At 70.1% G+C, this 23,692-nt stretch carries 23 protein-coding genes; 18 read left to right on the top strand and 5 right to left on the bottom strand.

Annotated features, from left to right (window positions below; genetic code table 11):
• Positions 1 to 47: 47 nt before the first annotated feature.
• The 11 genes from ABZU72_RS06205 to ABZU72_RS06155 all read left to right on the top strand — a co-directional run bounded on the left by ABZU72_RS06205 (position 48) and on the right by ABZU72_RS06155 (position 12,336).
• A complete protein-coding gene (locus ABZU72_RS06205) occupies positions 48 to 1,319 on the top strand; it encodes an efflux RND transporter periplasmic adaptor subunit (protein WP_355017988.1) in 1,272 nt (423 codons plus the stop codon).
• Positions 1,316 to 2,026 carry an ABC transporter ATP-binding protein gene (locus tag ABZU72_RS06200; RefSeq protein ID WP_355017987.1) on the top strand — a complete coding sequence of 237 codons (711 nt, stop codon included), beginning with the start codon at positions 1,316 to 1,318 and terminating at the stop codon, positions 2,024 to 2,026. The genes ABZU72_RS06205 and ABZU72_RS06200 overlap by 4 nt, the downstream gene beginning before the upstream one ends.
• Positions 2,023 to 3,252 (top strand): ABC transporter permease, encoded by a 1,230-nt coding sequence (locus tag ABZU72_RS06195; protein WP_355017986.1) that lies wholly within the window; start codon positions 2,023 to 2,025, stop codon positions 3,250 to 3,252. Before ABZU72_RS06200 ends, ABZU72_RS06195 begins: the two co-directional genes overlap by 4 nt.
• 31 nt (positions 3,253 to 3,283) lie before the next feature.
• Positions 3,284 to 4,165 carry a hypothetical protein gene (locus ABZU72_RS06190; RefSeq protein ID WP_355017985.1) on the top strand — a complete coding sequence of 294 codons (882 nt, stop codon included), beginning with the start codon at positions 3,284 to 3,286 and terminating at the stop codon, positions 4,163 to 4,165.
• Entirely contained in the window at positions 4,162 to 6,018 is a 1,857-nt protein-coding gene (locus tag ABZU72_RS06185; protein ID WP_355017984.1) for an efflux RND transporter periplasmic adaptor subunit, read from the top strand. Before ABZU72_RS06190 ends, ABZU72_RS06185 begins: the two co-directional genes overlap by 4 nt.
• A gap of 60 nt (positions 6,019 to 6,078) precedes the next feature.
• The gene (locus tag ABZU72_RS06180) at positions 6,079 to 6,804 is read left to right on the top strand and encodes a response regulator transcription factor (RefSeq protein WP_355017983.1); all 726 of its coding nucleotides are present in this window, start codon (positions 6,079 to 6,081) and stop codon (positions 6,802 to 6,804) included.
• Positions 6,801 to 8,222 carry an ATP-binding protein gene (locus tag ABZU72_RS06175; RefSeq protein ID WP_355017982.1) on the top strand — a complete coding sequence of 474 codons (1,422 nt, stop codon included), beginning with the start codon at positions 6,801 to 6,803 and terminating at the stop codon, positions 8,220 to 8,222. The genes ABZU72_RS06180 and ABZU72_RS06175 overlap by 4 nt, the downstream gene beginning before the upstream one ends.
• Before the next feature lie 109 nt (positions 8,223 to 8,331).
• A complete protein-coding gene (locus ABZU72_RS06170; RefSeq protein WP_355017981.1) occupies positions 8,332 to 9,099 on the top strand; it encodes an ABC transporter ATP-binding protein in 768 nt (255 codons plus the stop codon).
• On the top strand, positions 9,099 to 10,448 hold the full coding sequence (locus ABZU72_RS06165) for an FtsX-like permease family protein (RefSeq protein ID WP_355017980.1): 1,350 nt from the start codon (positions 9,099 to 9,101) through the stop codon (positions 10,446 to 10,448). Before ABZU72_RS06170 ends, ABZU72_RS06165 begins: the two co-directional genes overlap by 1 nt.
• A 17-nt stretch (positions 10,449 to 10,465) precedes the next feature.
• On the top strand, positions 10,466 to 11,698 hold the full coding sequence (locus ABZU72_RS06160; RefSeq protein ID WP_355017979.1) for a histidine kinase: 1,233 nt from the start codon (positions 10,466 to 10,468) through the stop codon (positions 11,696 to 11,698).
• Positions 11,695 to 12,336, top strand: coding sequence for a response regulator transcription factor (locus ABZU72_RS06155; RefSeq protein ID WP_350718968.1), 642 nt, complete (start codon positions 11,695 to 11,697; stop codon positions 12,334 to 12,336). The genes ABZU72_RS06160 and ABZU72_RS06155 overlap by 4 nt, the downstream gene beginning before the upstream one ends.
• A 32-nt stretch (positions 12,337 to 12,368) precedes the next feature.
• Here ABZU72_RS06155 and nadA read toward each other — a convergent pair whose 3' ends face one another.
• Positions 12,369 to 13,541, bottom strand: coding sequence for a quinolinate synthase NadA (gene nadA, locus ABZU72_RS06150; RefSeq protein WP_355017978.1), 1,173 nt, complete (start codon positions 13,539 to 13,541; stop codon positions 12,369 to 12,371).
• A gap of 63 nt (positions 13,542 to 13,604) precedes the next feature.
• Entirely contained in the window at positions 13,605 to 14,654 is a 1,050-nt protein-coding gene (locus ABZU72_RS06145; protein ID WP_355017977.1) for a DUF695 domain-containing protein, read from the bottom strand.
• Between the two features lie 94 nt (positions 14,655 to 14,748).
• Here ABZU72_RS06145 and ABZU72_RS06140 point away from each other — a divergent pair, with 94 nt between their 5' ends.
• Both ABZU72_RS06140 and erpA read left to right on the top strand, forming a co-directional pair.
• Positions 14,749 to 15,834, top strand: a complete 1,086-nt coding sequence (locus ABZU72_RS06140; RefSeq protein WP_355017976.1) for a glycerate kinase — start codon at positions 14,749 to 14,751, stop codon at positions 15,832 to 15,834.
• Positions 15,835 to 15,898: 64 nt separating this feature from the next.
• Positions 15,899 to 16,252: an iron-sulfur cluster insertion protein ErpA gene (gene erpA, locus ABZU72_RS06135; RefSeq protein ID WP_350661565.1), complete on the top strand. Its 354-nt coding sequence runs from the start codon at positions 15,899 to 15,901 to the stop codon at positions 16,250 to 16,252.
• Positions 16,253 to 16,335: 83 nt separating this feature from the next.
• On the opposite strand, the gene ABZU72_RS06130 is transcribed toward erpA, so the two are convergent.
• On the bottom strand, positions 16,336 to 16,551 hold the full coding sequence (locus ABZU72_RS06130; RefSeq protein WP_355017975.1) for a hypothetical protein: 216 nt from the start codon (positions 16,549 to 16,551) through the stop codon (positions 16,336 to 16,338).
• Positions 16,552 to 16,670: 119 nt separating this feature from the next.
• Between ABZU72_RS06130 and ABZU72_RS06125 the strand changes: the two genes are divergently transcribed.
• The gene (locus ABZU72_RS06125; protein WP_350843680.1) at positions 16,671 to 17,654 is read left to right on the top strand and encodes a carbohydrate kinase family protein; all 984 of its coding nucleotides are present in this window, start codon (positions 16,671 to 16,673) and stop codon (positions 17,652 to 17,654) included.
• Positions 17,655 to 17,739: 85 nt separating this feature from the next.
• Here ABZU72_RS06125 and ABZU72_RS06120 read toward each other — a convergent pair whose 3' ends face one another.
• Together ABZU72_RS06120 and ABZU72_RS06115 are read right to left on the bottom strand one after the other, a co-directional pair.
• Positions 17,740 to 17,976 carry a sulfurtransferase TusA family protein gene (locus tag ABZU72_RS06120; protein WP_355017974.1) on the bottom strand — a complete coding sequence of 79 codons (237 nt, stop codon included), beginning with the start codon at positions 17,974 to 17,976 and terminating at the stop codon, positions 17,740 to 17,742.
• Positions 17,973 to 19,082, bottom strand: coding sequence for an aminotransferase class V-fold PLP-dependent enzyme (locus tag ABZU72_RS06115; protein WP_355017973.1), 1,110 nt, complete (start codon positions 19,080 to 19,082; stop codon positions 17,973 to 17,975). Before ABZU72_RS06115 ends, ABZU72_RS06120 begins: the two co-directional genes overlap by 4 nt.
• A gap of 175 nt (positions 19,083 to 19,257) precedes the next feature.
• On the opposite strand from ABZU72_RS06115, the gene ABZU72_RS06110 reads away from it, so the two are divergent.
• The 4 genes from ABZU72_RS06110 (at position 19,258) to ABZU72_RS06095 (ending at position 23,608) form a co-directional block, all read left to right on the top strand.
• The gene (locus tag ABZU72_RS06110; RefSeq protein WP_355017972.1) at positions 19,258 to 20,148 is read left to right on the top strand and encodes a cytochrome c oxidase subunit II; all 891 of its coding nucleotides are present in this window, start codon (positions 19,258 to 19,260) and stop codon (positions 20,146 to 20,148) included.
• Complete coding sequence (gene ctaD, locus ABZU72_RS06105; protein ID WP_350661549.1) at positions 20,145 to 21,827, top strand: cytochrome c oxidase subunit I; 1,683 nt, start codon at positions 20,145 to 20,147, stop codon at positions 21,825 to 21,827. Before ABZU72_RS06110 ends, ctaD begins: the two co-directional genes overlap by 4 nt.
• Positions 21,828 to 21,832: 5 nt before the next feature.
• Positions 21,833 to 22,249 carry a cytochrome c oxidase subunit 4 gene (locus ABZU72_RS06100; RefSeq protein ID WP_355017971.1) on the top strand — a complete coding sequence of 139 codons (417 nt, stop codon included), beginning with the start codon at positions 21,833 to 21,835 and terminating at the stop codon, positions 22,247 to 22,249.
• A 150-nt stretch (positions 22,250 to 22,399) separates the two neighbouring features.
• Complete coding sequence (locus tag ABZU72_RS06095) at positions 22,400 to 23,608, top strand: Ig-like domain-containing protein (protein WP_355017970.1); 1,209 nt, start codon at positions 22,400 to 22,402, stop codon at positions 23,606 to 23,608.
• The last annotated feature ends 84 nt before the right edge of the window (positions 23,609 to 23,692 follow it).

Raw genomic sequence — 23,692 nt, 5'->3', positions numbered from 1 at the left:
CTCGTCAGGCCTCCGGCGCCGCCGGGGCGTAGGAGAGAGGCAGTGTGGTGCGCAAGAGACTCACGGAGCGGTGGCGGAGGCTGGGGCGTACAGCCCGGATCCTGCTCGCCGCCGGGGTGGCGGCAGTGGTGGTCGGTGGCGGAGCGGGCGCGTGGGCACTCACCCGCGAGGACACCGCGCAGGCGCAGGCGATGCAGGTCCAGGCCACGTCCGGCACGGTGAAGGAGACCGTGTCGGCCAGCGGCACCGTGGAGGCGGCCGAGACCGCCGACCTGTCGTTCGAGGTCTCCGGCACGGTGACGAAGATCTACGCCGCCGAGGGCGACCCCGTGAAGAAGGGTGACCCGCTGGCCCGGGTGGACGACACCACCCTGGTCGCCGCCCGCACTGCGGCCGCGTCGGCCCTCACCGCCGCTCAGGAGCAGCTCGACACCGACGAGTCCTCGGGGGCCTCGGACGTACAGATCGCCTCGGACGAGGCCGCCGTCGCGGCCGCCGAGGCAGACCTCGACTCCGCTCGCGAGGCCGTGGACGATGCCGTGCTGCGCGCCACGATCGGCGGCACCGTGACCGCCTTCGACCTCGCCGTCGGTGACGTCGTGGGCTCATCGTCCGGCTCCTCGGGCTCGTCCTCCTCCGGCGGATCCGGTGGCTCTGACTCGCCGATGGGCGAGGACTCGGGCGGCGCGAGCTCTGGCAGCTCCACGGACTCGACGAGCACCGGCACCGTCTCGATCGTCTCGGCGGGAGACCACGTCGTCGAGGCGACCGTCAGCGCGGACGATGCGGACTCCTTGAAGAAGGGTCTGCAGGCGACTGTCACCGTCAACGGGGTCGGCGAGGAGGTCTTCGGCACCGTCGCGACGGTCGGCAAGGTCGCCGAGACGAGCTCCTCGGGCGCTGCGGTCTTCCCGGTGAGCATCACGGTCACCGGTGAGCGCGACGACCTCTACCCGGGCACCTCGGCCACGGCCGAGATCACCGTGAAGCAGCGCGAGGACGTGCTCACCGTGACCAGCGCCGCGATCACGACCGACGGCGACCAGGCGTACGTCCAGAAGGTCGTCGACGGCAAGACGGTCAAGACGAAGGTGACGATCGGCGAGGTCTACGGCGCCACGACCGAGATCACCGACGGGCTCGCCGAGGGCGACACGGTCGAGATCGAGGCATTCACCCGCCCCGGCGGCTCGAGGTCCGGGAGCCAGGAAGGCGGCCAGGAGGGCGGCTTCGGCGGTGACGGGCAGATGGGGGAGATGCCCGGTGGCGGTCAGTTCCCCGGTGGCGGGATGCCCGACCAGATGGGTGGCGGTCGGTGAGCGCGAGCGCCCCGGTCGTCTCCGTGGACGGCGTGCGGAAGACGTACCGGTCCGGATCGATCGAGTTCGAGGCACTGCGCGGAGTCGACATGGAGATCGACGCGGGGGAGTACGTCGCCGTGATCGGGCCCTCCGGCTCGGGCAAGTCGACCCTGATGAACATCCTCGGCTGCCTCGACGTGCCGACCGAAGGCAGCTACCACCTCGGCGGGGAGGACGTCTCGACGATGTCGGAGGCATCCCTCGCCCACGTACGCAACCGGCGGATCGGCTTCGTATTCCAGCAGTTCAATCTGCTGCCGAGCCTGCCGGCCTGGCGCAACGTCGAGCTCCCGCTGATGTACGCCGGTGTGCCCAGGTCCGAGAGGCGCGAGCGCGCCGCCCGGGCCCTGGAGCGGGTCGGGCTCGGCGACCGCCTCGAGAACCGTCCCGGCGAGCTCTCCGGCGGTCAGCAGCAGCGGGTCGCGGTGGCCCGGGCGCTGGTCACCGAGCCGGACATCATCCTGGCCGACGAGCCGACCGGAAACCTCGACTCCGGATCGACCGAGGCCGTGCTCGCGCTGCTCGACGAGCTGCACGCGAGCGGCCGGACCATCGTGCTGATCACCCATGAGCACGACGTCGCCGCGCGCGCCGGCCGCAGGCTGACCATCCGCGACGGCCTGATCACGGCCGACGAGCCGGTGCTCGCCGGAGGTGCACGATGAGCTGGGCCGAGACTCTCGCGACTGCCTGGGACGCGGTGCGCTCGCACCGGCTGCGGTCGCTGCTGACGATGCTCGGCATCGTCATCGGCATCGCCTCGGTGATCCTCACCGTCGGCCTCGGCCAAGGTGCGCAGGACCAGGTCAAGAGCCAGATCAGCGCGCTGGGGAGCAACCTGCTGATCGTCTCGCCGGGTTCCTCCACCGACTCCTCGGGCGTACGCGGCGGCTTCGGGTCGGCCTCCACGCTGACCCTCTCCGACGCCGAGGCGCTCGGTGACGACAAGGCCGCGCCGGACGTGAAGGGGGTCGCCCCGGTGACCACCTCGAACGCGCAGCTCGACACCGCCTCGACCAACTGGACGACCTCGCTGGTCGGTGCCACGACCACGTGGCCGCAGGTGCGCAAGCGCGATGTCGCCACCGGCCGGTTCTTCACCTCCGAGGAGGTGGCCTCGGGTGCGAAGGTCGTCGTGCTCGGCGCCGACACCGCCGCCGAGCTCTTCACCGGGCCGGCCAGCCCCGTCGGCGAGACGGTCTCGGTAGGCGGCACCGCGCTGACCGTGATCGGGGTGCTGGAGTCGACCGGGGCTAGCTCGTCGGGCTCCACCGAGGACGACACCGCGGTCACCCCGATGGGCACCGCGAAGTCGCTGACCGGCTCGACCAGCAGCTCGGTCTCGACGGTCTACGTCGAGGCGGTCTCCGACGAGGCCCTGCCGGCGGCCTACCAGGAGATCAATGCGCTGCTCCTCAACCTGCACGGCGTGAGCGCCGACGAGGCCGACTTCTCGATCTCCTCGCAGGACTCGCTGGTCGAGACCGCCAACGCCACCAACAAGACCCTGACGGTGCTGCTCGGCGGCATCGCGGCGATCTCGCTGCTCGTGGGCGGCATCGGCGTCATGAACATCATGCTCGTCTCCGTCACCGAGCGGATCCGGGAGATCGGTCTGCGCAAGGCGCTCGGCGCGACCCCGTCGGTGATCCGGCGGCAGTTCCTGGCCGAGGCATCCCTGCTCGGCCTGGCCGGTGGTGTCGTCGGCATCGTCATCGCCGCCGTCGGCGCCTGGGGGCTTCCCGGTCTGATCGACCAGCCCGTCTCCCTGTCCCTCCTGGCCACCGCCGCCGCGCTGGTCACCTCCTTGGCACTCGGCGTCGGATTCGGGGTCTACCCCGCCAGCCGGGCCGCCCGCCTGACCCCGATCGACGCGCTCCGCAGCGAGTGACACCACCATCTCGACGTACGAAGGAATCTCGATGACCAACACATTCACACCCGGCGCGCGACGGGCTCGCACGCTGTCACTCGTGGCCCTCGCCACGGTCGGGCTCGTCGCACTGGGCGGCTGTGGCTCCGATGGAGACGCGGCCACGGATCAGCAGGGGCAGGGGCAGGGGTACGGCCAGGGTCAGCGGCAGGGCCAGGGGATGGGCGGCGGCATGCCGGGGGCCTCCGGCGAGATCGCCGCGATCGACGGCAGCACGCTGCAGGTCCAGAGCAGCGACGCCCAGACCGCTGTCACCTACACCGACGAGACCACGATCAGCCAGCAGATCAGCGCCGCGCTGGCCGACGTCACGGTCGGCAGCTGCGTGATGGTCACGACTGCCGACGGCTCCGAGTCGAGCGAGACCGCCATGACCGCGGGCACCGTCCGGATCACCGAGAAGACCGACGGGTCCTGCGCAGGCGGCTTCGGAGGCGGTCAGCGGCCTGAGGGGATGCCCAGCGATATGCCTACCAATCTGCCCAGCGACATGCCTGAGGGGATGCCGTCGGGCGGTCCCGGAGGCTTGGGCGGTGACATGGGCGGTGGCATGGGCGCCTCGGGTGAGGTGACCGCGGTCAGCGACTCGGGCTTCACCGTGGCGGCGACCTCGCGCGACTCCGAGGAGACGACCTCGCTGAGCGTGACGGTCGGGTCCGAGACCACCTACACGACCACCGGGACGGCGACGAAGAGCGCTCTCGTGGTGGGCACCTGCGTCACCGCCACCGGCGAGACCGACGACACCGGGGCGGTCACCGCCGAGCGGATCTCGGTCTCCGACCCCGTCGACGGCGAGTGCGCCACCGGCATCAGAGGCCGCGGCGGGATGCCGGGCGGCTTGCCGGGCCAGGACGGAGCGTCCTCGTGAGGCGCGTCTCCCGCACCTGGGTCAAGGCGGCCTCCGGTGCCGCGGCGCTGATCGTGGTCGCGGGCGGTGGCTACACGGCGTACGCAGCGACCGCTTCGTCCTCGGCCGGCTACCGCGCCGCCGCGGTCACCACCGGCGATGTGGAGCAGACCCTCTCGCTGACCGGCACCGTCGCGCCCAACGGTCGCGCCGACCTCGCCTTCGCCACTGACGGGACCGTGGAGACCGTCGTCACCGAGGGCGACACCGTGAGGAAGGGCCAGGTGGTGGCCCGGTTGGACCGTACGTCACTGAAGAAGTCGCTCACCTCCGCCAAGGCCACGCTGGCCGCGGCCCGGGCGCAGCTGGAGAGCGACAAGGAGGCTCAGGTCTCCGGTGTCACCTCGTCGGAGAGCTCGGCGTCCTCCTCCGGGGCCACCGCCTCGCCGAGCTCGGTGACCGGCTCCTCGGGTGGGACCGTCGCCGCGCTATGGACCGGGGCGACGTCGGCCGTGCGTAGCTCCTCTACCGCCGAGCTCGTCGCCAAGGTCAAGGAGCTGCAGGACGCGGTCGTCTCGGCCCAGAAGGCGCTCGACACGGCCGACACCCGGCTCGGCACCGCGCAGACGGACCTCGCCTCGGCCCAGGAGAAGCTGGCCGCGCTGGTCGCCTCCGGCGGCACCCTCGACGAGGGCGGCGAGCTCGCTGCCGCGCTGAAGGCGGCGCAGGAGTCCTGTGCCGACGACACCTCCACCTCCTGCCAGGAGGACCTGGAGAACGCGCTCGGTGCCCAGGGCTCGGCCGGCGGGACCGTCTCCGAGGTCGTCGGGCTGCTCGGCTCGGCCCAGTCGTCCCTCAGCGACGCCAAGGCGGCGGTGAAGTCCGCGAAGGCCGACCTGGTGGACTACAGCGCGCAGCTCGACGAGACCCTCGCGGCCGCCGGTTCGTCCAGCGGTCAGAACCCGGACCAGTCCGGCGGCCAGCCCCAGCAGGGGGCCGAGCAGCCCTCCGGCGGTGCAGGCGGCGCCAGCGGGGAGCCCGGTGCCGGAGGCGAGTCCGGTGAGATGCCCAGCACCGGTGGCTCCCAGGGTGAGCAGAGCGGCCGGGAGAGCGAGAGCGGGTCGAACGCCTCCGGCGCAGGTGGGAGCGTGACCGCCGCGACCCTGGCCAAGGACCAGGCCGAGATCGACCAGGCGAAGGCCGAGGTCGCCGAGGCCGAGGCAGGGCTCGCGGGCGCGGTGCTGAAGGCGCCGGCAGCGGGCACGGTCGCCTCCGTCGCGGTGCAGGAGGGAGACAGCGCCTCGGCCGGCACCGAGGCGGTGACCCTCATCGCCGAAGGCCTGACCAGCGTCGAGCTGGACGTCAGCGCTACCCAGGTCGAGCAGCTCGAGACCGGCCAGGTCGCCGAGGTCACCCCGGCCGGCGGCGAGAAGGCGCTGCCGGGCAAGGTCACCCTGGTCGGCCAGGTGCCCGACACATCCTCGGGGAGCAGCACCTTCCCGGTGACCGTCACCCTCGACGAGACCGGTCTCGACCTCCTCGCCGGCAACATGGCCACGGTCGAGGTCGTGGTCGGCTCCGCGGAGGACGTCGTGACCATCCCGGCCTCGGCCCTCTCCAACGGCTCGGTGCTGGTCGTCGACGGCGACACGACCCAGCGTCAGCAGGTCACCACCGGCCTGCTCGGCACCACCCGGATCGAGGTCACCGACGGCCTCGAGACGGGTCAGCAGGTCGTCCTGGCGGACCTCTCCCAGGACCTGCCCAGCGGTGACACCTCCGAGCAGCAGGGTTTCGGGCGTACGGGCAGCGGTGTCGTCCAGATGCCCGGTGGTGGGCCCGGAGGACAGCTGCCGGGCGGTGGTCAGCGATGACATCGACACGCCACAGCGACCTCACAGGCACCACACAGCAAACAGCCGCATGATGGGGTCATGACTGCTGGAGGAAAGGACCTGACCCGCGCCGACGGCTCGCCCCTGCGGGTGCTGGTCGTGGACGACGAGGTGAACATCGCCGAGCTGATCGCGATGGCGCTGCGGTTCGAGGGCTGGGAGATCACCATGGCCCACTCCGGCTCCAAGGCCGTGGCCGCCGCGAAGGAGACCGCTCCCGACGCGATCGTGCTCGACTGGATGCTGCCCGACTTCGACGGGCTCGAGGTCCTGCGCCGGGTGCGGTCGACCAACCCGGCCGTACCCGTCCTCTTCCTCACCGCCAAGGACGCGGTCGAGGACCGGGTCGCCGGGCTCACCGCGGGCGGTGACGACTACGTGATCAAGCCGTTCTCGCTCGAGGAGCTCGTCGCCCGGCTGCGTGGGCTGATGCGGCGGGCCGGCGCGACCCGGGTCGAGGAGCACTCGGTGATCCGCGTCGGCGACCTGACGATGGACGAGGACTCCCGCGAGGTGCACCGTGATGGAGAGGAGATCACGCTCACCGCCACCGAGTTCGACCTGCTCCGCTTCCTGATGCGCAACCCCCGCCGGGTGCTGTCCAAGGCCCAGATCCTCGACCGGGTCTGGTCCTACGACTTCGGCGGCCAGGCCAACGTCGTCGAGCTCTACATCTCCTACCTGCGCAAGAAGATCGACGCCGGCCGCGACCCGATGATCCACACCATGCGCGGTGCCGGCTACGTGCTGAAGGCCGCTGAGTGAGTATTCGGCTCAAGCGACTGGTCGCACCGCTGAGCTCGCGCCTGGTCATCACCGCGGTCTCCCTGGTGCTGGTCGTCTCGCTCCTGATCGCCACCTTCGCCACGATCGCGCTGCGCGAGACGTTGATGGACCGCCTCGACCGGGACGTCAAGGAGATGGCGGGGTCGGTGAACCGCCCGAGGCCGGCGGGCATGATCAATGTTCCGCCGGGTGCGATCCGAGCGCTCATCCCAGCCTCCTCTGCCGCGGACAGCCAGGTCGGTGGTTTCGACCCGGACGCGGACGACGAGCTGTCCGACGCAGACCTGGAGGTTCTCGAGGATGTACGTGTCGACGCCCGCCTACACGATGTCGAGCTGGATCAAGGCAGCTTCCGCGTGATCGCCCAGTCCGGATTCCTCGACACCGGCGAGCAGGCGGTACAGGTCGTCGGGATGTCGACCGACGAGGTCGACAACACGATCGAGAGCCTGATCTTCTGGGAGGCTCTGCTGACCCTGCTGGGTGTCCTGGCCGCTGCGGGCGTCGGCTATGTCGTCGTACGCCGCCAGCTCAGCCCGCTGCGCGAGGTCGCGGCCACCGCGCACACCGTCGCCGCCCTGCCGCTCTCCTCCGGCGAGGTCTCGGTGACCGAGCGGGTGCCCGAGCGGCTCACCGACGAGGACACCGAGGTCGGCCAGGTGGGCGCCGCGCTCAACTCGCTGCTCGACCACGTCGAGACCTCGCTGGCCGAACGTCACCGCAGCGAGCAGCAGGTACGCCAGTTCGTCGCTGACGCCTCCCACGAGCTGCGCACCCCGCTGACCACCATCCGCGGCTACACCGAGCTGGCCCAGCAGCGGCCCGAAGCGGTCCCGACGGCCCTCGGCAAGGTCGAGGAGGAGTCGCTGCGGATGACCGCGCTGGTCGAGGACCTGCTCCTGCTCGCGCGCCTCGACCAGGGCCGCCCGCTCGCCCGCGACTCGGTCGACCTGACCCGGCTGCTCCTGGAGGCCGTCGACGACGCCCGCGTCGTCGCCCCTTCGCACACCTGGCGGCTCGAGCTACCGGCCGACGCCGACTCAGGTGACGCCGAGGTGATCGTCACCGGCGACGCCCAGCGCCTCCACCAGGTGATCAGCAACCTGCTCACCAACGAGCGCCGGCACACGCCCGCCGGCACCACGGTCACGGTCCGCGTACGTCCTGACGGCTTCGACGTCCACGACGACGGCCCTGGCTTTCCCCCGGCGCTGGTTCCGCACGCCTTCGAGCGCTTCACCCGCGCCGACGAGGCCCGTCAGCGCGACGGCGGTGCCGGCCTCGGGCTCGCCCTCGTCCACGCCATCGTCACCTCCCACGGCGGCACCGTGACCCTCGCCAGCGCCCCGGGCGACACCACGATCGCCGTACGTCTCCCGCGCTCGTCGCAGGGTTGAGGTGGGGTTTTCCCTACCCGGTTCGGCTCCTTGAGCCCATCGTGGGTGAGCGGCGGGTTCCTTAGCGTCGAAGGGTGACATCAGCCACCCGAAACCGCAGGAGCCACCCATGACCACACCCGCCCTCGAGGTCACCGGCCTCACCAGGACCTACGGCACCGGCGCGGCCGCCGTGACCGCGCTCAACGGACTCGACCTGGCCTGCGCGCCGGGCACGTTCACCGCCGTGATGGGGCCCTCCGGCTCCGGCAAGTCCACCTTCCTGACCTGCGCCGGAGCGCTGGAGCAGCCGACGGGCGGCCGGGTCGTCATCGCCGGCCAGGACGTCACCGAGCTGACCGAGGCGCGCCGGACCAGGCTGCGCCGCGAGCGGATCGGCTTCGTCTTCCAGGGCTTCCACCTGCTGCCCTACCTGACCGCCGAGCAGAACGTCGCGCTGCCGCTGCGGCTGGCCGGGGGCCGGATCGACGCGGCTGCCCGCCGCCGGATCCGCGAGCTGCTCGACCGCGTCGGCCTGGGCGATCGCACCGGCCACCTGCCGGCACAGCTCTCCGGCGGCCAGCAGCAGCGGGTCGCGATCGCCCGGGCGCTGGTGACCGGTCCCGACATCGTCCTCGCCGATGAGCCCACCGGAGCCCTCGACTCCCACACGGCGGCCTCGGTGCTGGCCCTGCTCCGGAGCCTCGTGCGCGAGCTCGGTGCGACCGTCGTGATGGTGACCCACGACCCCGTCGCCGCTGCCTACGCGGACAGCGTGGTCTTCCTCGTCGACGGCCGTGCCGTGGGGCAGATGGACAACCCCGCCGCCGAGGCCGTCGCCGGCCAGATGGCACATCTCGACGAGCTCACCGCCCGGGCCGAGCGGGAGATGGTGTGATGTTGACCCTGGCACTGCGCTCGCTGCGCCACCGCGCCACCGCCATGACCGCGACCTTCGTCGCGATCCTGCTGGGCACAGCGGTGATGGGTTCGTTCACGCCGTTCATCCAGGTCGCGCTCGAGCCCGGCACGCCGAGCGCCGAGCGGGAGACCCTGCTCATCCTCGGGGGAGTGGTCGGAGCCTGGGGCACCGTCATCGCGCTCTTCTCGATCGTCTCCACCGTCGGGATCACCGTCCGGCAGCGCGAGGCCGAGATCGGCCTGCTGCGCACCGTCGGCGCCGAGCCCCGTCAGGTACGCGCCCTGGTGCGGGCGGAGACGCTCGTGGTAGCGCTCGTGGCCGCCGTCCTCGGCGCCGTCGTGGCGAGCCTGACCAGCCGAGCCCTCCTCGACCTGCTGCAGTCCGGTGGCGTCGTCAGCGAGCAGGTCGCCCACTCGGGCGGCTGGATCGCGCTCGCCGCGACCGTCGTCCTGCTCCTGCTCGTCTCCCTGGCTGCTGCCGGCATGGCCGGGTCACGTGCCTCCCGGGGACCGGCGACGGTCGCCCTCTCCGAAGCCAGGACAGGCACCGGTCGGATCGCCTGGTGGCGCTGGGTGGTGGCCGTGGTCGCTGTTGGCCTCGCCACGACCATGGTCGTGATGACCATGGCAACGGGCAAGGACGCCGCTGACCCGTCTGACGCGATGGCGATGACCGGCTCCCTCGGCCTTGTGGTCGCGGTGGGTCTCGCCGCGCTGGCACCGCTGCTGCTGCGGGCCGGCAGCTGGGTGCTGCGGCCGCTGCTGAGCGGCACGAGCGGTCACCTGGCGGCGTACAACACCTCGCGCAGGTCCCACCTGCTTGCAGGGGTTCTCGCTCCGGTGATGGTGCTCTCCGCGGCCGCGGTCAGCATCCTGATGCTGGTCGGGATCGACGAGCGAACGCTGCCCACCGGTCTGCCCCCGGAGGTCGCCGAGGGCTTCGAGACGGCAAACCTGCTCAACAACGTGGTCACCGCGATGATCTGCGCGTTCGCCGCGATCATGGTCGTCAACGCCTTCGCCACCCTCCTCGCCGACCGCCGCCTGGAGCTGCACAGGCTGCGGCTGCTCGGCGCCACTCCAGGTCAGGTGCGCGGCTCCATCCTCGCCGAGGCCGGTGTGGTCGCCGCGGTCGGCACCGTCGTCGGGCTGCTCGCCGCCCAGGCGACGATCGTCCCGTTCGCCTACGTCCGGGGTGAGGGCCTGGTCCCCGACGCACAGCTCTGGCTGCCGCCCCTGCTGATCGCCGGTGCCGTGGCGCTCACGCTGGCCTCCGCGGCCGGCGCGACGAGCCGGGCATTACGCACGACGTCCGGCGCTCGCTGATGTCACACTCACTCCTGATGACCGACTGGGACGCACCGATCCGGACCGTGCGACCGGAGCCGTTCAGCGGGCAGGCGCTCGTCGAGCGGCTCCGGCTGACCGGACTGTCGCTGGGCTATGCCCTGATGATGGCCCCCGCCCTGGTGCTGGCGATCCTCACCGTGCTCTCGATCCCGCTCGGGCTGGTGTTCGGGGTCGGCATCGGGATCGCCCTGGGTGCGGTGCCGGCCACCCAGGCCGTCGCCGGAGTGCATCGCCGGGTGAGCGGGATGCTCCTTGGGGAGAGGATGCCGGAGACGTACGCGGACCTGAGTGCGCTGCCGGTCCTCGCCCGGCCGTTCCGGTGGCTTCGGGACAAGGCGCGCTGGCGCGACTTCGCCTTCTGCTGCTTCTCGGCGACCGGAGGCTTCGTGCTCTCCCTGCTGCCCGCGGCGTTCCTGACCGCGCCGCTGACCTGGCTGATCCTGGCGTTCGCCGGCATCACCTGGGTGGCCTGGCTGCTGCTCCTGCTCACTGGTCCGCTGCTGCTGGTGTGGTGGATGGCGACCCCGGGCCTGGTCCGGGCGCGGGCGCTGGCCGAGCGGGGCATCTTCGGCCAGGGGCAGGTCGCCACGCTGGCCGCCAGGGTGGAGAAGGTCGAGTCGACCCGTGCCGAGACGCTGGACCACTCGGCGGCCGAGCTGCGTCGCATCGAGCGGGACCTCCACGACGGTGCCCAGGCCAGGATCGCCGCCGTCGGGATGAGCGTCGGGCTGGCCGAGAAGCTGATGGCGACCGACCCCGACGCCGCCGCCGCGCTGCTGCGCGAGGCCCGCGAGACCACGGTGTCCGCGCTGGAGGACCTGCGTGGAGTCGTACGCGGCATCCTGCCGCCCGTTCTCGCCGACCGTGGCCTCGTGGGAGCCGTTCAAGCCCTCACCGCCGGACTGCCGCTGCCGGTCACCGTCGCCATCGAGCTGCCCGGGCGGCTGCCCGACCCGGTCGAGTCGGCGGCTTACTTCGCGGTGGCCGAATGCCTGGCCAACGCGGTCAAGCACTCCGGTGCAGACCGGGCGTTCGTACGCGGCAGCCACAACGGGCAGCGGCTGCGGATCGTGGTGGGCGACAACGGCCGCGGCGGTGCAGACGCGACCGGACACGGGCTCGCCGGCGTCGCGACCAGGCTGGCCGCCTTCGACGGCACCGTCGAGGTCGAGAGCCCCTCCGGCGGCCCGACCCTGATCACCCTGGAGGTGCCTTGCCGGATCTGAGGGTGGTCCTGGGCGAGGACCAGGCGCTGCTGCGCGTCGGCCTGACCCGGATCCTCGAAGCGGGCGGGATCGAGGTCGTCGAGGCCGTCGACAACGCGCCCGCCCTGGCTCGGGCCCTGGTCCGGCCGGACGTGGACGCGGCGGTGGTCGACGTACGTCTCCCTCCGTCCTTCACCACCGAGGGCATCACCGCGGCGATCGAGGCCCGGCAGGCGCGGTCAGGGTTTCCGGTGCTGGTGCTGAGCCAGTACGTCGAGCCGCTCTACGCGCGCGACCTGCTCGCCGGGGGCGAGGGCGCGGTCGGCTACCTGCTCAAGGACCGCGTCGCCGACGTCGACGCCTTCCTCGCGGCGGTGCGCCAGGTCGCCGGCGGCGGGACGGTCCTCGACCCGGAGGTCGTCGCCGCGCTCCTCACCCGCCGCGAACGCCCGCTCGACCGGCTCACCGAGCGGGAGCGCGAGGTGATGACGCTGATCGCCGAGGGCCGCTCCAACGCCGCCATCGCCGCCCGGCTCTTCGTCACCGAGAAGGCGGTCGGCAAGCACATCAGCTCGATCTTCACCAAGCTCGACCTGCCCCAGGCGAGCGACGACAACCGTCGCGTGCTCGCCGTCCTGGCCTGGCTCAACGACACCTGACCCGGCGCCATCTCGGCGCCGGGCGGACAGGGTCAGTCGTCCTGAGTCTTGCCGGGGAGGTCGAGCATGCGCTGCAGGGCGAGCTTGGCGTAGCGCTCGGTGTCGGGGTCGACCTCGATGCGGTTGACGACCTGGCCCTCGACGAGGGACTCGAGGGCCCAGACGAGGTGGGGGAGGTCGATGCGGTTCATCGTCGAGCAGTAGCAGACGGTGCGGTCGAGGAAGACGATCCGCTTGTCCGGGTGGGCGTTGGCGAGGCGCTTGACCAGGTTGAGCTCGGTGCCGATCGCCCAGGCCGACCCAGCAGGAGCGGCCTCGATGGTCGAGATGATGAACTCGGTCGAGCCGACCAGGTCGGCCTTGAGGACGACCTCGTGCTGGCACTCGGGGTGGACCAGGATCTGCACACCCGGGATCTCGGCGCGCAGGTCGTCGATGGTGTCGGGGGAGAAGCGGCCGTGGACCGAGCAGTGGCCCTTCCACAGGATCACCTTCGCCGCCCGCAGCTCCTCGGCGCTGAGGCCGCCGCCGGGCTTGAGCGGGTCCCAGACCACGCAGTCGCCCAGCGACATACCGAGCTTGAGCACGGCGGTGTTGCGGCCGAGGTGCTGGTCGGGGAAGAAGAGGACCTTGGCATCGTCCTTCTGGTCGAAGGCCCACTCCAGCACGGCCTGCGCGTTGGAGGAGGTGCACACGACGCCGTCGTGGCGCCCGCAGAACGCCTTGATGTCGGCGGAGGAGTTCATGTACGTCACCGGCACGACCTGCTCGGCCACGCCCGCCTCGGAGAGCGCCTCCCAGGCCTTCTCGACCTGGCCCAGGCGCGCCATGTCGGCCATCGAGCACCCGGCCGCGAGGTCGGGGAGGATGACCGCCTGCGACGGCGAGGTGAGGATGTCGGCCGACTCGGCCATGAAGTGCACGCCGCAGAAGACGATGTACTCGGCGTCCGGCCGGGCGGCGGCGTCGCGCGCGAGCTTGAAGGAGTCCCCGGTCACGTCAGCGAACTGGATGACCTCGTCGCGCTGGTAGTGGTGTCCGAGGACGAACACCTTCTCGCCCAGTTTCTCCTTGGCGGCGAGCGCGCGCTTGACCAGGTCGGGGTCGGAGGCGGCCGGCAGATCGCCGGGGCACTCGACGCCACGCTCGGAGTTCAGGTCGGTGCCACGCCCCAGGGGGAGCAGCGGGAGGTCGACAGTCGTCATGATGACGATAATACATGTCGAGGGCTCGGCGCCCTCGTGGCATGGGTCACATGGTGGTACGGATCAAGCCCGCAGGGGGCGTACGGCATCCCACGCCGGGTCGGTGTCGACCCGGGTGACGACGTCGCCGTGGACCCAGCCGTCGACCGTGTCCTCGAGCCGTTGCGGCGCCGAGGTGGTGGGGTCGACGTAGGCGTGGAGAAGGCGTACGCCGTTGGTGGTCTCGTGCGCCACGACGCGGCCGTCGGGGCCGAGGGTCGAGGCGAGCCGGTCCTCGAGCTGGCCGAGCTCGCGCAGGGCGTCGGCCGAGGGGAGACCCCGCTCGCCGAAGCCGACGTAGGGGACCATCACGCCGACGTGATGGGTCAGGTTGGGGGCGGTGACCGGGTGCAGGGGCACGACCGCGCTCGCGATCACCGGCCCCTGGGGGCTCTCCCCGTGGAGCAGCACCCAGGCCGGGTTGCCGTCGGGGTCGACGTACTCCTTGCGGAGGTTGCGTACGGCGACGCTCAGCCCGTCGAGGCCGAAGCCGTCGCGGGGTCGGGCAGTGGTGGTGTCGACCTCGCCGATCCACAGCTCTGTGCTGGACTCGCCCAGCGTGGTGTCGAGGGCGTGGAAGGCGACCTGGAGACGGGCGTCGTCGGCGAGGTCGGGGAAGGCCGGGTGGAAGAGGGTGAGGTCGAAGTGAGCGCCGTTCTGCCGGGCGGCGACCAGCATGTCGGCCAGCCGGATCGCGGCGCCGCCGGGGGTGGTGAGCACCGCCTCGACCGGATCGTCGACGGGCGGGCGCTGGTCGCTGAACTCCCAGGGCGAGACACCGTCGGGCTCGGGGGCGGCGAGCAGCCAGCGGCGTGCCAGCGCACGATGGTCGGGGTTGCCGCCGGCCGAGACGACCAGCAGCCGGTCGCCCAACGGCCCGGGGCCGACCTCCCAGCTCAGACCGGCCTCGATCGCGTCGATCCGCCTGGCCAGCAGCGCGACGAGAGCGTCCTGGTCGTCGGCGTCGAGCGCCGCGCCACAGGCCAGAGCGCCCTTCTGGGCCCACCAGGTCCAGAAGCCATTGATCCGCCTGGTCTCTGAGTCGCTGGCCCCGCGCCGCCCGAAGATCCGCACGAAACGACCTTAACGCGACGCATGCGGAATGGTTACGAGACTGAAAGCGTCAGGTGGAACACCTGGTGCTTCCGTGCACGGGTAGGTTTCGGCCATGCGAGTGCTGATCGCCCCCGACAAGTACGCAGGCACGCTCACCGCCGCCCAAGCGGCCGCCGCGATCGCGGAGGGCTGGCGGCGTACGGCGCCCCGCGACGAGCTCTCGCTCGCGCCGATGGCGGACGGCGGACCGGGATTCCTCGAGCTGCTGCACGAGGTACTCGGTGGCGACCTCCTCGAGGTCGAGGTCAGGGGCCCGCACGGTGAGCCGGTGACCGCTCAGGTGCTGGTCGACGGCGAGACCGCCTACGTCGAGTCGGCCCAGGCGGCCGGCCTGCACCTGACCGGCGGGAAGGGAGCCGAGCAGGCGAGCTCGTACGGAGTGGGCCAGCTGCTCCGCGCCGCCCGTGACGCCGGCGCGACCGCGGTCGTGGTCGGCCTCGGCGGCTCGGGCACCAGCGACGGGGGAGCGGGGCTGCTCGCCGCGCTCGGCGCCACCGCGGACCGGCCGCTCGATGCCGGGGTCGCCGGGCTCGAGGGCATCACCGAGGTCACGCTCCCCGAGCCGCTGGGCCTCGAGATCGTGATCGCCAGCGACGTGGACAACCCGCTCACCGGGCTCTTCGGCGCGATCAAGGTCTACGGCGAGCAGAAGGGGCTGGCCGAGGAGACCATGCCCCGCTGGGACGGTGTGCTCCAAGACCTGGCCGCCGCCACATCGCGTAAGACCGCGACCGAGAAGGGCGCGGGGGCGGCCGGCGGGATCGGGTTCGCGCTGCTGCTCCTCGGGGCCGCCCGACGGCCAGGGTTCGACGTCGTCGCCGACCTGCTCGGGCTGCCCGAGCTGGCCGCCCGGACCGACCTGGTGATCACCGGGGAGGGCTCCTTCGACCCGCAGAGCGCGGCCGGGAAGGTGCCGGCCGGGGTCGCCAAACTGGCCGAGCAGGCGCTGCGGCCCTGCATCGTGCTGGCGGGCAAGGTCAGCATGAGCGGGCGGGAGATGCGTACGCTCGGGATCGACGCCGCCTACTCGCTCGTCGACAGCGTCGGCGAGGAGCAGGCGCTCGGCCAGGCGTACGACTCCCTGGTCCAGGTCGCCGCCAGGGTGGCCCGAACGTGGTCCGCCGACCAGCGGGAATAACCGATGATGTGCGACGATTGAGCCTTAAGACACACCCGCACCCACGCACAGGGAGCCCAGCTACATGACCGAGCAGACGACCGAACGCCGCGAAGACTCCATCAACGTGAGCGACGTTGCCGCTTCGAAGGTGAAGAGCCTCCTGGAGCAGGAAGGCCGAGACGACCTCAGCCTGCGTATCTCGGTGCAGCCCGGTGGCTGCTCCGGCCTGCGCTACCAGCTCTTCTTCGACGAGCGCACCCTCGACGGTGACGTCGTCACCGACTTCGACGGTGTCTCCGTCGTCGTCGACCGGATGAGCGTTCCCTACCTCAACGGCGCCATGATCGACTTCGTGGACAGCATCGAGAAGCAGGGGTTCACCATCGACAACCCCAACGCCACAGGCTCCTGCGCCTGTGGAGACTCCTTCCACTGAGTCCCAGAACGTCAGCAGCCCCTGCCACGTAGGCAGGGGCTGCTGGTATTTGGTGGCCTCCACATTCCGGGAGGCCGAAACCATCAGGTCAGGGCGAGGTCGTTGGCGACATGGCCGCAGGCCTCGAGCATGGCGGTGTCGCCCGGCTCGCGGGCCTGCATCCGCATGGCGGGCGCAGGGCGGGCCGTTTCGCGTACCCGTGGCGCGGGCAGGCGCAGCGCGCTGTCGGCGGCGGCGCAGTCGGCGCAGAGCTGCGCGGGGCTGTCGAGGTCGTCGTACGGAACGCGCATGTCTGTCATGCAAACGACGGTAAGCACTACCAACGGGTAGCAGAAGGCGGACTCAGCGGTAATATTTCATCTCCTGTCTACGGTCGAGCCTTAACGTCGCCCGAGGTCTCGCCGGTAGGGTTCCGCGCATGTCCGGTTCACTCCTGATCGCAGGCTCCATCGCCACCGACCACCTGATGAGCTTCGGTGGAAAGTTCGCCGATTCGCTGGTCGCCGACCAGCTCGACAAGCTCTCGGTGAGCTTCCTGGTCAACGACCTCGAGATCCGCCGCGGCGGCGTCGGCGCCAACATCTCCTTCGGCCTGGCCAACCTCGGCCTGGCGCCGGTGCTCGTGGGCGCGGTCGGCGAGGACTTCGCCGACTACCGCTCCTGGCTTGAGCGCCACGGCGTCAACTGCGACCACCTGCACGTCTCCGAGACGCTGCACACCGCGCGGTTCGTGTGCACCACCGACACCGCGATGGCGCAGTTCGCCAGCTTCTACCCGGGCGCGATGGCCGAGGCCCGCGAGATCGAGCTCGGCCCGATCGCCGACAAGGTCGGCGAGCCGTCGTTCGTGCTGATTGCGCCCGACGACCCCGACGCGATGAAGCGCCACACCCAGGAGGCTCGCCAGCGCGGCTACACCTTCATCTCCGACCCGAGCCAGCAGCTCGCCTTCGGCGACGGTGAGCTCATCCGCGAACTGGTCGACGGCGCCGCCTACCTGTTCACCAACGAGTACGAGTCGCACGTGCTCCAGCAGAAGACCGGCTGGTCCGCCGACGAGGTCCTCGCCCGCGTCGGCACCCAGGTCACCACGCTCGGCAAGGACGGCGTACGCATCCAGCGCAAGGGCGAGGACGCGATCGAGCTGCCCGCCGCGAAGAACGTCAACGCCGTCGAGCCCACCGGAGTCGGCGACGCCTTCCGGGCCGGCTTCCTGGCCGCGCTGGCCTGGGACTGCGAGCTCGAGCAGGCCGCTGAGGTCGGCTGCGTCCTGGCCGCCTACTGCGTCGAGACCGTCGGCCCGCAGGAGTACTCCTTCACCGCCGAGGAGTTCGTCGCCCGGGTCCGCGAGTCCTACGGCGACACCGCCGCGGACCAGATCGCACCGCACATCAAGGCTTGAACTTCTCAGGCGTTTCCTGCACTTCTCTGGCAATGCAACGCCTGAGAAGTGCAGGAATACCCGGTTAACCGGGTATTCCTTCCGCTCAGCTCAGACGGCGTATCCGATAGACGGGTACGCCGTCTTCTGCTTCCGCCTCACCGACGAACTCCTGGCCGCGCATGCGGGCCCAGGCGGGTACGTCGTGGTGGGCGGCCACATCGTCGGCGGCGACGGCGATGACCTCGCCGACCTCGACGTCGCCGAGGTGGCGGCCGAGCTCGATGATCGGTCGCGGGCAGGCCTGGCCGCGGCAGTCGAGGGTGATGTTGGGCGCGCTCACAGGCCGGCCTCGGCGCGTAGGTCCTTGACGATCCCGGGCAGTGCGTCGAGCACGCGCTCCACATCCTCTCGCGTCGTGTCGCGGGTCAGCGATAGCCGAACGTTACCGTGTGTCAGCGCTCCCATGGCAGCAAGCACGCGAGAGGGTTCGCGGGTGTCGGAGGTGCAGGCCGAGCCGCTGGCGACACCGGCACCGATTCGGTCCAGCGCAGTCACCAGCGCCTCGCCGTCGACGTACAGCGCCGAGAAGGTCACCAGGTGGGGGAGCCGGTCCTCGGCGGGCCCGGCGACGTCCACGTCGGGGATCTCCGTCCGGACGCGTTCCCTGACCAGCGCGACCAGCTCGTGCTGGCGAGTGTTGACCTCCTCGCGCTCGGCGACGACCGCCTGGAGCGCCGCCGCGGCCGCCAGGGCCCCGGGGATGTTCGTGAACCCCTGATCCGTACGCGACCACTCATCGCCCGGGAACGGCCAGCGCCACCGGGCGGACCGGCGTACGACCAGCACACCCACACCACCGGGGCCACCCCACTTGCGGGCGGAGCCGGCGATGGCGTCTCCGACCGACGGCAGCGGCAGTCGGCCCATGGCGGCGCCGGCGTCGACGAAGATGGACGCCGGGCCGGCGGCGGAGGCGACCTCGTCGAGGGGCTGGAGCGTGCCGACCTCGTGGTTGGCCTGCTGGACGGCGATCACGTCGACGTCTCCGGTCTGCACCGCGTCCCGGACGGCGGCGACCTCGACCCGGGCCTCGCCGTCGACGGTCAGCTCGGTGACGGGGGAGCGCTGCGACCATCGGGCGGCGTCGATGACGGCCTGGTGCTCGACGGCGCTGTGACCTATGCCACGTGACCCGAGCCCCAGCAGGCCCGCGTGCACGGCGGCGGTCCCCGAGGATGTGAAAAGCACCTCATCTCGACGCACCCCGAGCGCCTGGGCGACGACCTCGCGGGCGTTCGCGAGCAGCAGCCCGGCGTTCCGGGCCGGCCGGTGGAGGCGGCGGGGGTCTGCGTACCCCTGATCCGCCGCGGCGAGCAGCACTTCCCGCGCGGCGGGATGGAGCGGTTCGGCCGAGGCGGCGTCGAGGTAGGTGAAGCGGTCGGTCACAGAACCCAACGGTAGCCATACGCGACATGAGGAACCCCTGAAGATGAATCCGGAGGCGCTCGCGGTAGTCTGCCGACATCTGAGTGTTCGCATGAGAGAGAGGCTCGTAGTGGGTCTGCACTTGCCAGGGGCCGGAACGACTCCGTCCCACGCCCGCGCCCGACGTGGTGCGCTGGTGGCGACGCTGACGGCCGGCGCCCTCCTGCTGAGTGGCTGTTCGGACGAGGCGGCGCGCTTCGGCTTCCCCGAGCCACGTTCTGAGCAGGGGGATCACAACCTCGCCCTGTGGCAGGGCGCATGGATCGCCGCGTTGATCACTGGTGTCCTGACCTGGGGGCTCATCTTCTGGGCGATCTGGCGCTACCGGCGCCGCAGCGACGCCGACGTCCCGGTCCAGACGCGTTACAACCTGCCGTTGGAGATCTTCTACACGATCGCCCCGGTCCTGATGGTGATTGTGTTCTTCGACCACACCGTCAAGGTCCAGAACGAGATGCTGGACGACGGCAACCCGACCAACGTGATCGAGGTGACCGGCCAGCAGTGGCAGTGGACCTTCAACCACGGCATCGGTGAGCCCGACGTGAGCGCGGACGAGAACCTCGTCGACGACGAGTTCGCCTACGACAGCTACGGCTACGTCGTGGGCACCGGCTCGCACATCCCGACGCTGGTCCTCCCGGAGAAGACCACCACGCGGTTCAACCTGCGCTCGGCCGACGTCATCCACAACTTCGGTGTCCCGGACTTCGGCATGAAGATGGACGTCATCCCGGGTCGGGTGAACCACTACTCGATCACCACGAAGGAGGCCACGGCCACCTTCGACCCGAGCGCGGAGGACCTCATCGAGGGCACCACGTTCCGCGGGGCCTGCTACGAGCTCTGCGGCGTCTACCACGCCCGGATGATCTTCAAGGTCGCGATCGTCTCCGAGAGCGACTACAAGTCCTACGTCGACACGCTGGCGCAGAACGGCTTCGAGGCCGAGCGCCCGCTGCTCGGTGGTGGCAAGTCCACCCGCCCCGCCGACGACATCCCCACTGACGAGGAGGAGGGCGAGTGACCGCCACCGCTGCGCGCCCGGTCACCGAGGGCCGCAAGCCGCTCGGAACGCAGATCTACCAGCTGCTGACCACCACCGATCACAAGCTGATCGGCAAGATGTACCTGGTCACGTCGTTCGTCTGGTTCCTGATCGGCGGCCTGATGGCGCTGCTGATGCGCTCGGAGCTGGCCTTCCCGGGACAGCAGGTCGTCAACGACGAGCTGTTCAACCAGCTGTTCACGATGCACGGCACGATCATGCTGCTGCTCTTCGCGACGCCGCTGTTCTTCGGCTTCTCCAACGTCATCATGCCGCTGCAGATCGGCGCTCCTGACGTCGCCTTCCCGCGGCTCAACATGTTCAGCTACTGGCTGTACCTCTTCGGCAGCCTGATCGCGGCCAGCGGCTTCCTCACCCCGACCGGCGCGGCCGACTTCGGCTGGTTCGCCTACACGCCGCTGTCCAGCGCGCAGTACTCGCCGGGTGTCGGTGGCGACCTGTGGATCATGGGTCTCTACATGGCCGGTCTGGGCACCATCCTCGGCTCGGTCAACTTCATCACCACGATCATCTGCATGCGGGCGCCGGGCATGACCATGTTCCGGATGCCGATCTTCACCTGGAACACCCTGGTCACCGCGCTCCTCGCGCTGATCGCGTTCCCGATCCTCGCGGCCGCGCTGCTGATGCTCGAGTCCGACCGCCAGTTCGGCTCCCACGTCTTCGACGCCGCCCATGGTGGCCCGATCCTGTGGCAGCACCTGTTCTGGTTCTTCGGTCACCCCGAGGTCTACATCATCGCGCTGCCGTTCTTCGGCATCATTTCCGAGATCCTCCCGGTCTTCAGCCGCAAGCCGATCTTCGGCTACGTCGGTCTGGTCGCCGCGACCCTCGGCATCGCGATCCTCTCGGTGGCCGTGTGGGCGCACCACATGTTCGTCACCGGCGCGGTCAACCTGCCGTTCTTCTCCGGCATGACCTTCCTGATCGCGGTGCCCACAGGGGTGAAGTTCTTCAACTGGATCGGCACGATGTGGGGCGGATCGGTCAGCTTCGACACCCCGATGCTGTGGTCGATCGGCTTCTTGACGACCTTCCTCTTCGGTGGTCTGACCGGGATCATCCTGGCGAGCCCGCCGCTCGACTTCCAGGTCTCCGACTCCTACTTCGTGGTCGCGCACTTCCACTACGTGGTCTTCGGAACCGTCGTGTTCGCGATGTTCGCCGGCTTCTACTTCTGGTGGCCGAAGATGACCGGCCGGATGCTCGACGAGCGCCTCGGCAAGGTCCACTTCTGGCTGCTGTTCGTCGGCTTCCACGCGACCTTCCTGGTCCAGCACTGGCTCGGTGTCGAGGGCATGCAGCGACGCATCGCCGACTACCTGCCCAGCGACGGGTTCACCTTCCTGAACCAGTTCTCGACGGTGGGCGCGTTCCTGCTGAGCCTGTCGATGCTGCCCTTCTTCTACAACCTCTACATCTCCCGCAACGCCCCCAAGGTCGAGGTCGATGACCCCTGGGGTTGGGGTCGCTCGCTGGAGTGGGCCACCGCCTGCCCGGCGCCGCGCCACAACTTCGTCTCCATCCCGAAGATCCGCTCGGAGTCCCCGGCCTTCGACCTCCACCACCCGGAGATCGCCGCGCTGGAGCACGATGAGGACGATCTCGCCTCCACCAGCTCCAACAAGGAAGGCTGAGCCCGATGAAGTCTGAAGCCTGGATCTTCGTGGTCTGCACCGCCTTCATGGTGCTGGTCACGCCGGCCTACTGGCTCGTCACCGCGGCCTCCGAGGAGGGCGGCGACTGGACCGGCACCTCGGCGCTGGTGATGTGCACGCTGCTGTTCGCGATGATCACCGTCTACCTCGGCTTCCACGCCATCAAGATGGACCCGCGTCCCGAGGACCGTGAGGACGGCGAGATCGCCGAGGGCGCCGGGGAGTACGGCTTCTTCCCGCCGTTCTCCTGGTGGCCGCTGTGGGCCGGCCTCACCTTCGGTCTGGTGGTCCTCGCCGTGGCGATGGCCGCCTGGTGGCTCCTCATCATCGCCGCCGTGCTCGGCCTGCTGGCCCTCGCCGGCTGGAATTTTGAGTACTACCGAGGCGAGTTCAAGCACTGAGCAGATGAACGTACGCGGGGCCCGATCCGAGATGGATCGGGCCCCGCTTACCTTCTTGGGAAGCTCTTGGTGATGCCCGGTAGGGTTATCGCGCCCACGTCCCGGTTCAGGGCGTCGGGGTAAATGAATCAGGTCTGGAGCAGTCTCACCGTGTCAACGCAGTCACCGTTTCGCCGCCCGTCCGTTCTTGCCCGCCGCCGGGTGCTGTTGACCACGGCAGCGGCGGCCATCGCGCCGGTGCTTGCCGCGTGCGGGGCGGACCCGGCCTCGAAGGAGCCCAAGAAGCCCGCCGAGCCGACGGTGCAGATCACGCCCAACATCGAGAACAACGCCACCGGCGTCGCGGTCGACAAGGTCGTCAAGGTCGATGTGGCCAAGGGGCGTCTAGACGAGGTCATGCTGACCGGCGCCAAGGGCACCAAGGTGCGGGGCACGATCACCGAGGACGGGCTCAGCTGGAGCGCGGGTGAGGTGCTCGAGCCGACTGCCTCCTACACCCTCGCGGTCACCGCCACCGGCGACGACGGTCTGGAGCAGACGAGCGAGATCAAGTTCTCCACCGAGGATCTCGGCCTGGACCGCCAGACCTACCCATCGATCGCGCCGCTCGACGGCGAGACGGTCGGCGTCGGGATGCCGATCATCGTGACGTACGACCTGCCGGTGAAGAACAAGGCCGCCTTCGAGAAGAAGATGATCGTCGAGTCGACCCCGAAGCAGGAGGGGTCGTGGTACTGGGTGAGCGACAAGGAAGTGCACTACCGCCCGCGCACCTACTGGCAGGCCAACTCCACGATCAACGTGAAGCTCAAGATCAACTCGGTCCCCGCCGGTGGCGGCATCTTCGGCCAGAAGGACCGCGAGATCACGTTCAAGACCGGTGACGCCCACATCTACCGGGCCAACGCGCAGACCCACCAGATGGAAGTCTTCAAGAACGGGCAGAAGATCAGGACCATCCCGATCACGACCGGTAAGGAAGGGTTCATCACCCGCAGCGGCGTGAAGGTGATCATCGAGAAGTTCAAGCGCAAGACCATGAACTCCGAGACCATCGGGATCAACCAGGGCGACCGGGAGTACTACAACATGGAGGGCGTGAAGTGGGCCATGCGGCTGACGTTCTCCGGCGAGTTCATCCACGGCGCGCCGTGGTCGGTCGCGCAGCAGGGCAATGCCAACGTCTCCCACGGCTGCACCGGGATGAGCGACGAGAACGCCAAGTTCCTCTACGACATGACCCGCCGCGGTGACGTCGTCGAGACCGTCGGCACCAACCGCCAGATGACCTTCAGCAACGGCTGGGGCGACTGGAACACCTCCTACGGCGAATACCAGGCGGGGTCTGCACTCGCCTGAGTCGATATTGTGCATTGCAGCAATTAGCGTGCGACATCATGCGGTTGATGCTTGCGTCCGTCAGCGCCTTTACTTACTTTCCAC

It is taken from the genome of Nocardioides sp. NPDC004968 (assembly GCF_040608935.1).
In the GTDB taxonomy this organism is placed as follows: Bacteria; Actinomycetota; Actinomycetes; order Propionibacteriales; family Nocardioidaceae; genus Nocardioides.
This window is presented reverse-complemented; position numbering and strand designations above follow the sequence as displayed.

What these genes read in the sequence shown, in the direction of transcription:
- ABZU72_RS06170 (WP_355017981.1), top strand. Translation starts at nt 8,332, where the DNA reads ATGACCACACCCGCCCTCGAGGTCACCGGCCTCACCAGGACCTACGGC.
- ABZU72_RS06195 (WP_355017986.1), top strand. Translation starts at nt 2,023, where the DNA reads ATGAGCTGGGCCGAGACTCTCGCGACTGCCTGGGACGCGGTGCGCTCG.
- erpA (WP_350661565.1), top strand. Translation starts at nt 15,899, where the DNA reads ATGACCGAGCAGACGACCGAACGCCGCGAAGACTCCATCAACGTGAGC.
- ABZU72_RS06180 (WP_355017983.1), top strand. Translation starts at nt 6,079, where the DNA reads ATGACTGCTGGAGGAAAGGACCTGACCCGCGCCGACGGCTCGCCCCTG.
- ABZU72_RS06190 (WP_355017985.1), top strand. Translation starts at nt 3,284, where the DNA reads ATGACCAACACATTCACACCCGGCGCGCGACGGGCTCGCACGCTGTCA.
- ABZU72_RS06160 (WP_355017979.1), top strand. Translation starts at nt 10,466, where the DNA reads ATGACCGACTGGGACGCACCGATCCGGACCGTGCGACCGGAGCCGTTC.
- ABZU72_RS06100 (WP_355017971.1), top strand. Translation starts at nt 21,833, where the DNA reads ATGAAGTCTGAAGCCTGGATCTTCGTGGTCTGCACCGCCTTCATGGTG.
- ABZU72_RS06165 (WP_355017980.1), top strand. Translation starts at nt 9,099, where the DNA reads ATGTTGACCCTGGCACTGCGCTCGCTGCGCCACCGCGCCACCGCCATG.
- ABZU72_RS06140 (WP_355017976.1), top strand. Translation starts at nt 14,749, where the DNA reads ATGCGAGTGCTGATCGCCCCCGACAAGTACGCAGGCACGCTCACCGCC.
- ABZU72_RS06125 (WP_350843680.1), top strand. Translation starts at nt 16,671, where the DNA reads ATGTCCGGTTCACTCCTGATCGCAGGCTCCATCGCCACCGACCACCTG.
- ABZU72_RS06130 (WP_355017975.1), bottom strand. Translation starts at nt 16,551, where the DNA reads ATGACAGACATGCGCGTTCCGTACGACGACCTCGACAGCCCCGCGCAG.
- nadA (WP_355017978.1), bottom strand. Translation starts at nt 13,541, where the DNA reads ATGACGACTGTCGACCTCCCGCTGCTCCCCCTGGGGCGTGGCACCGAC.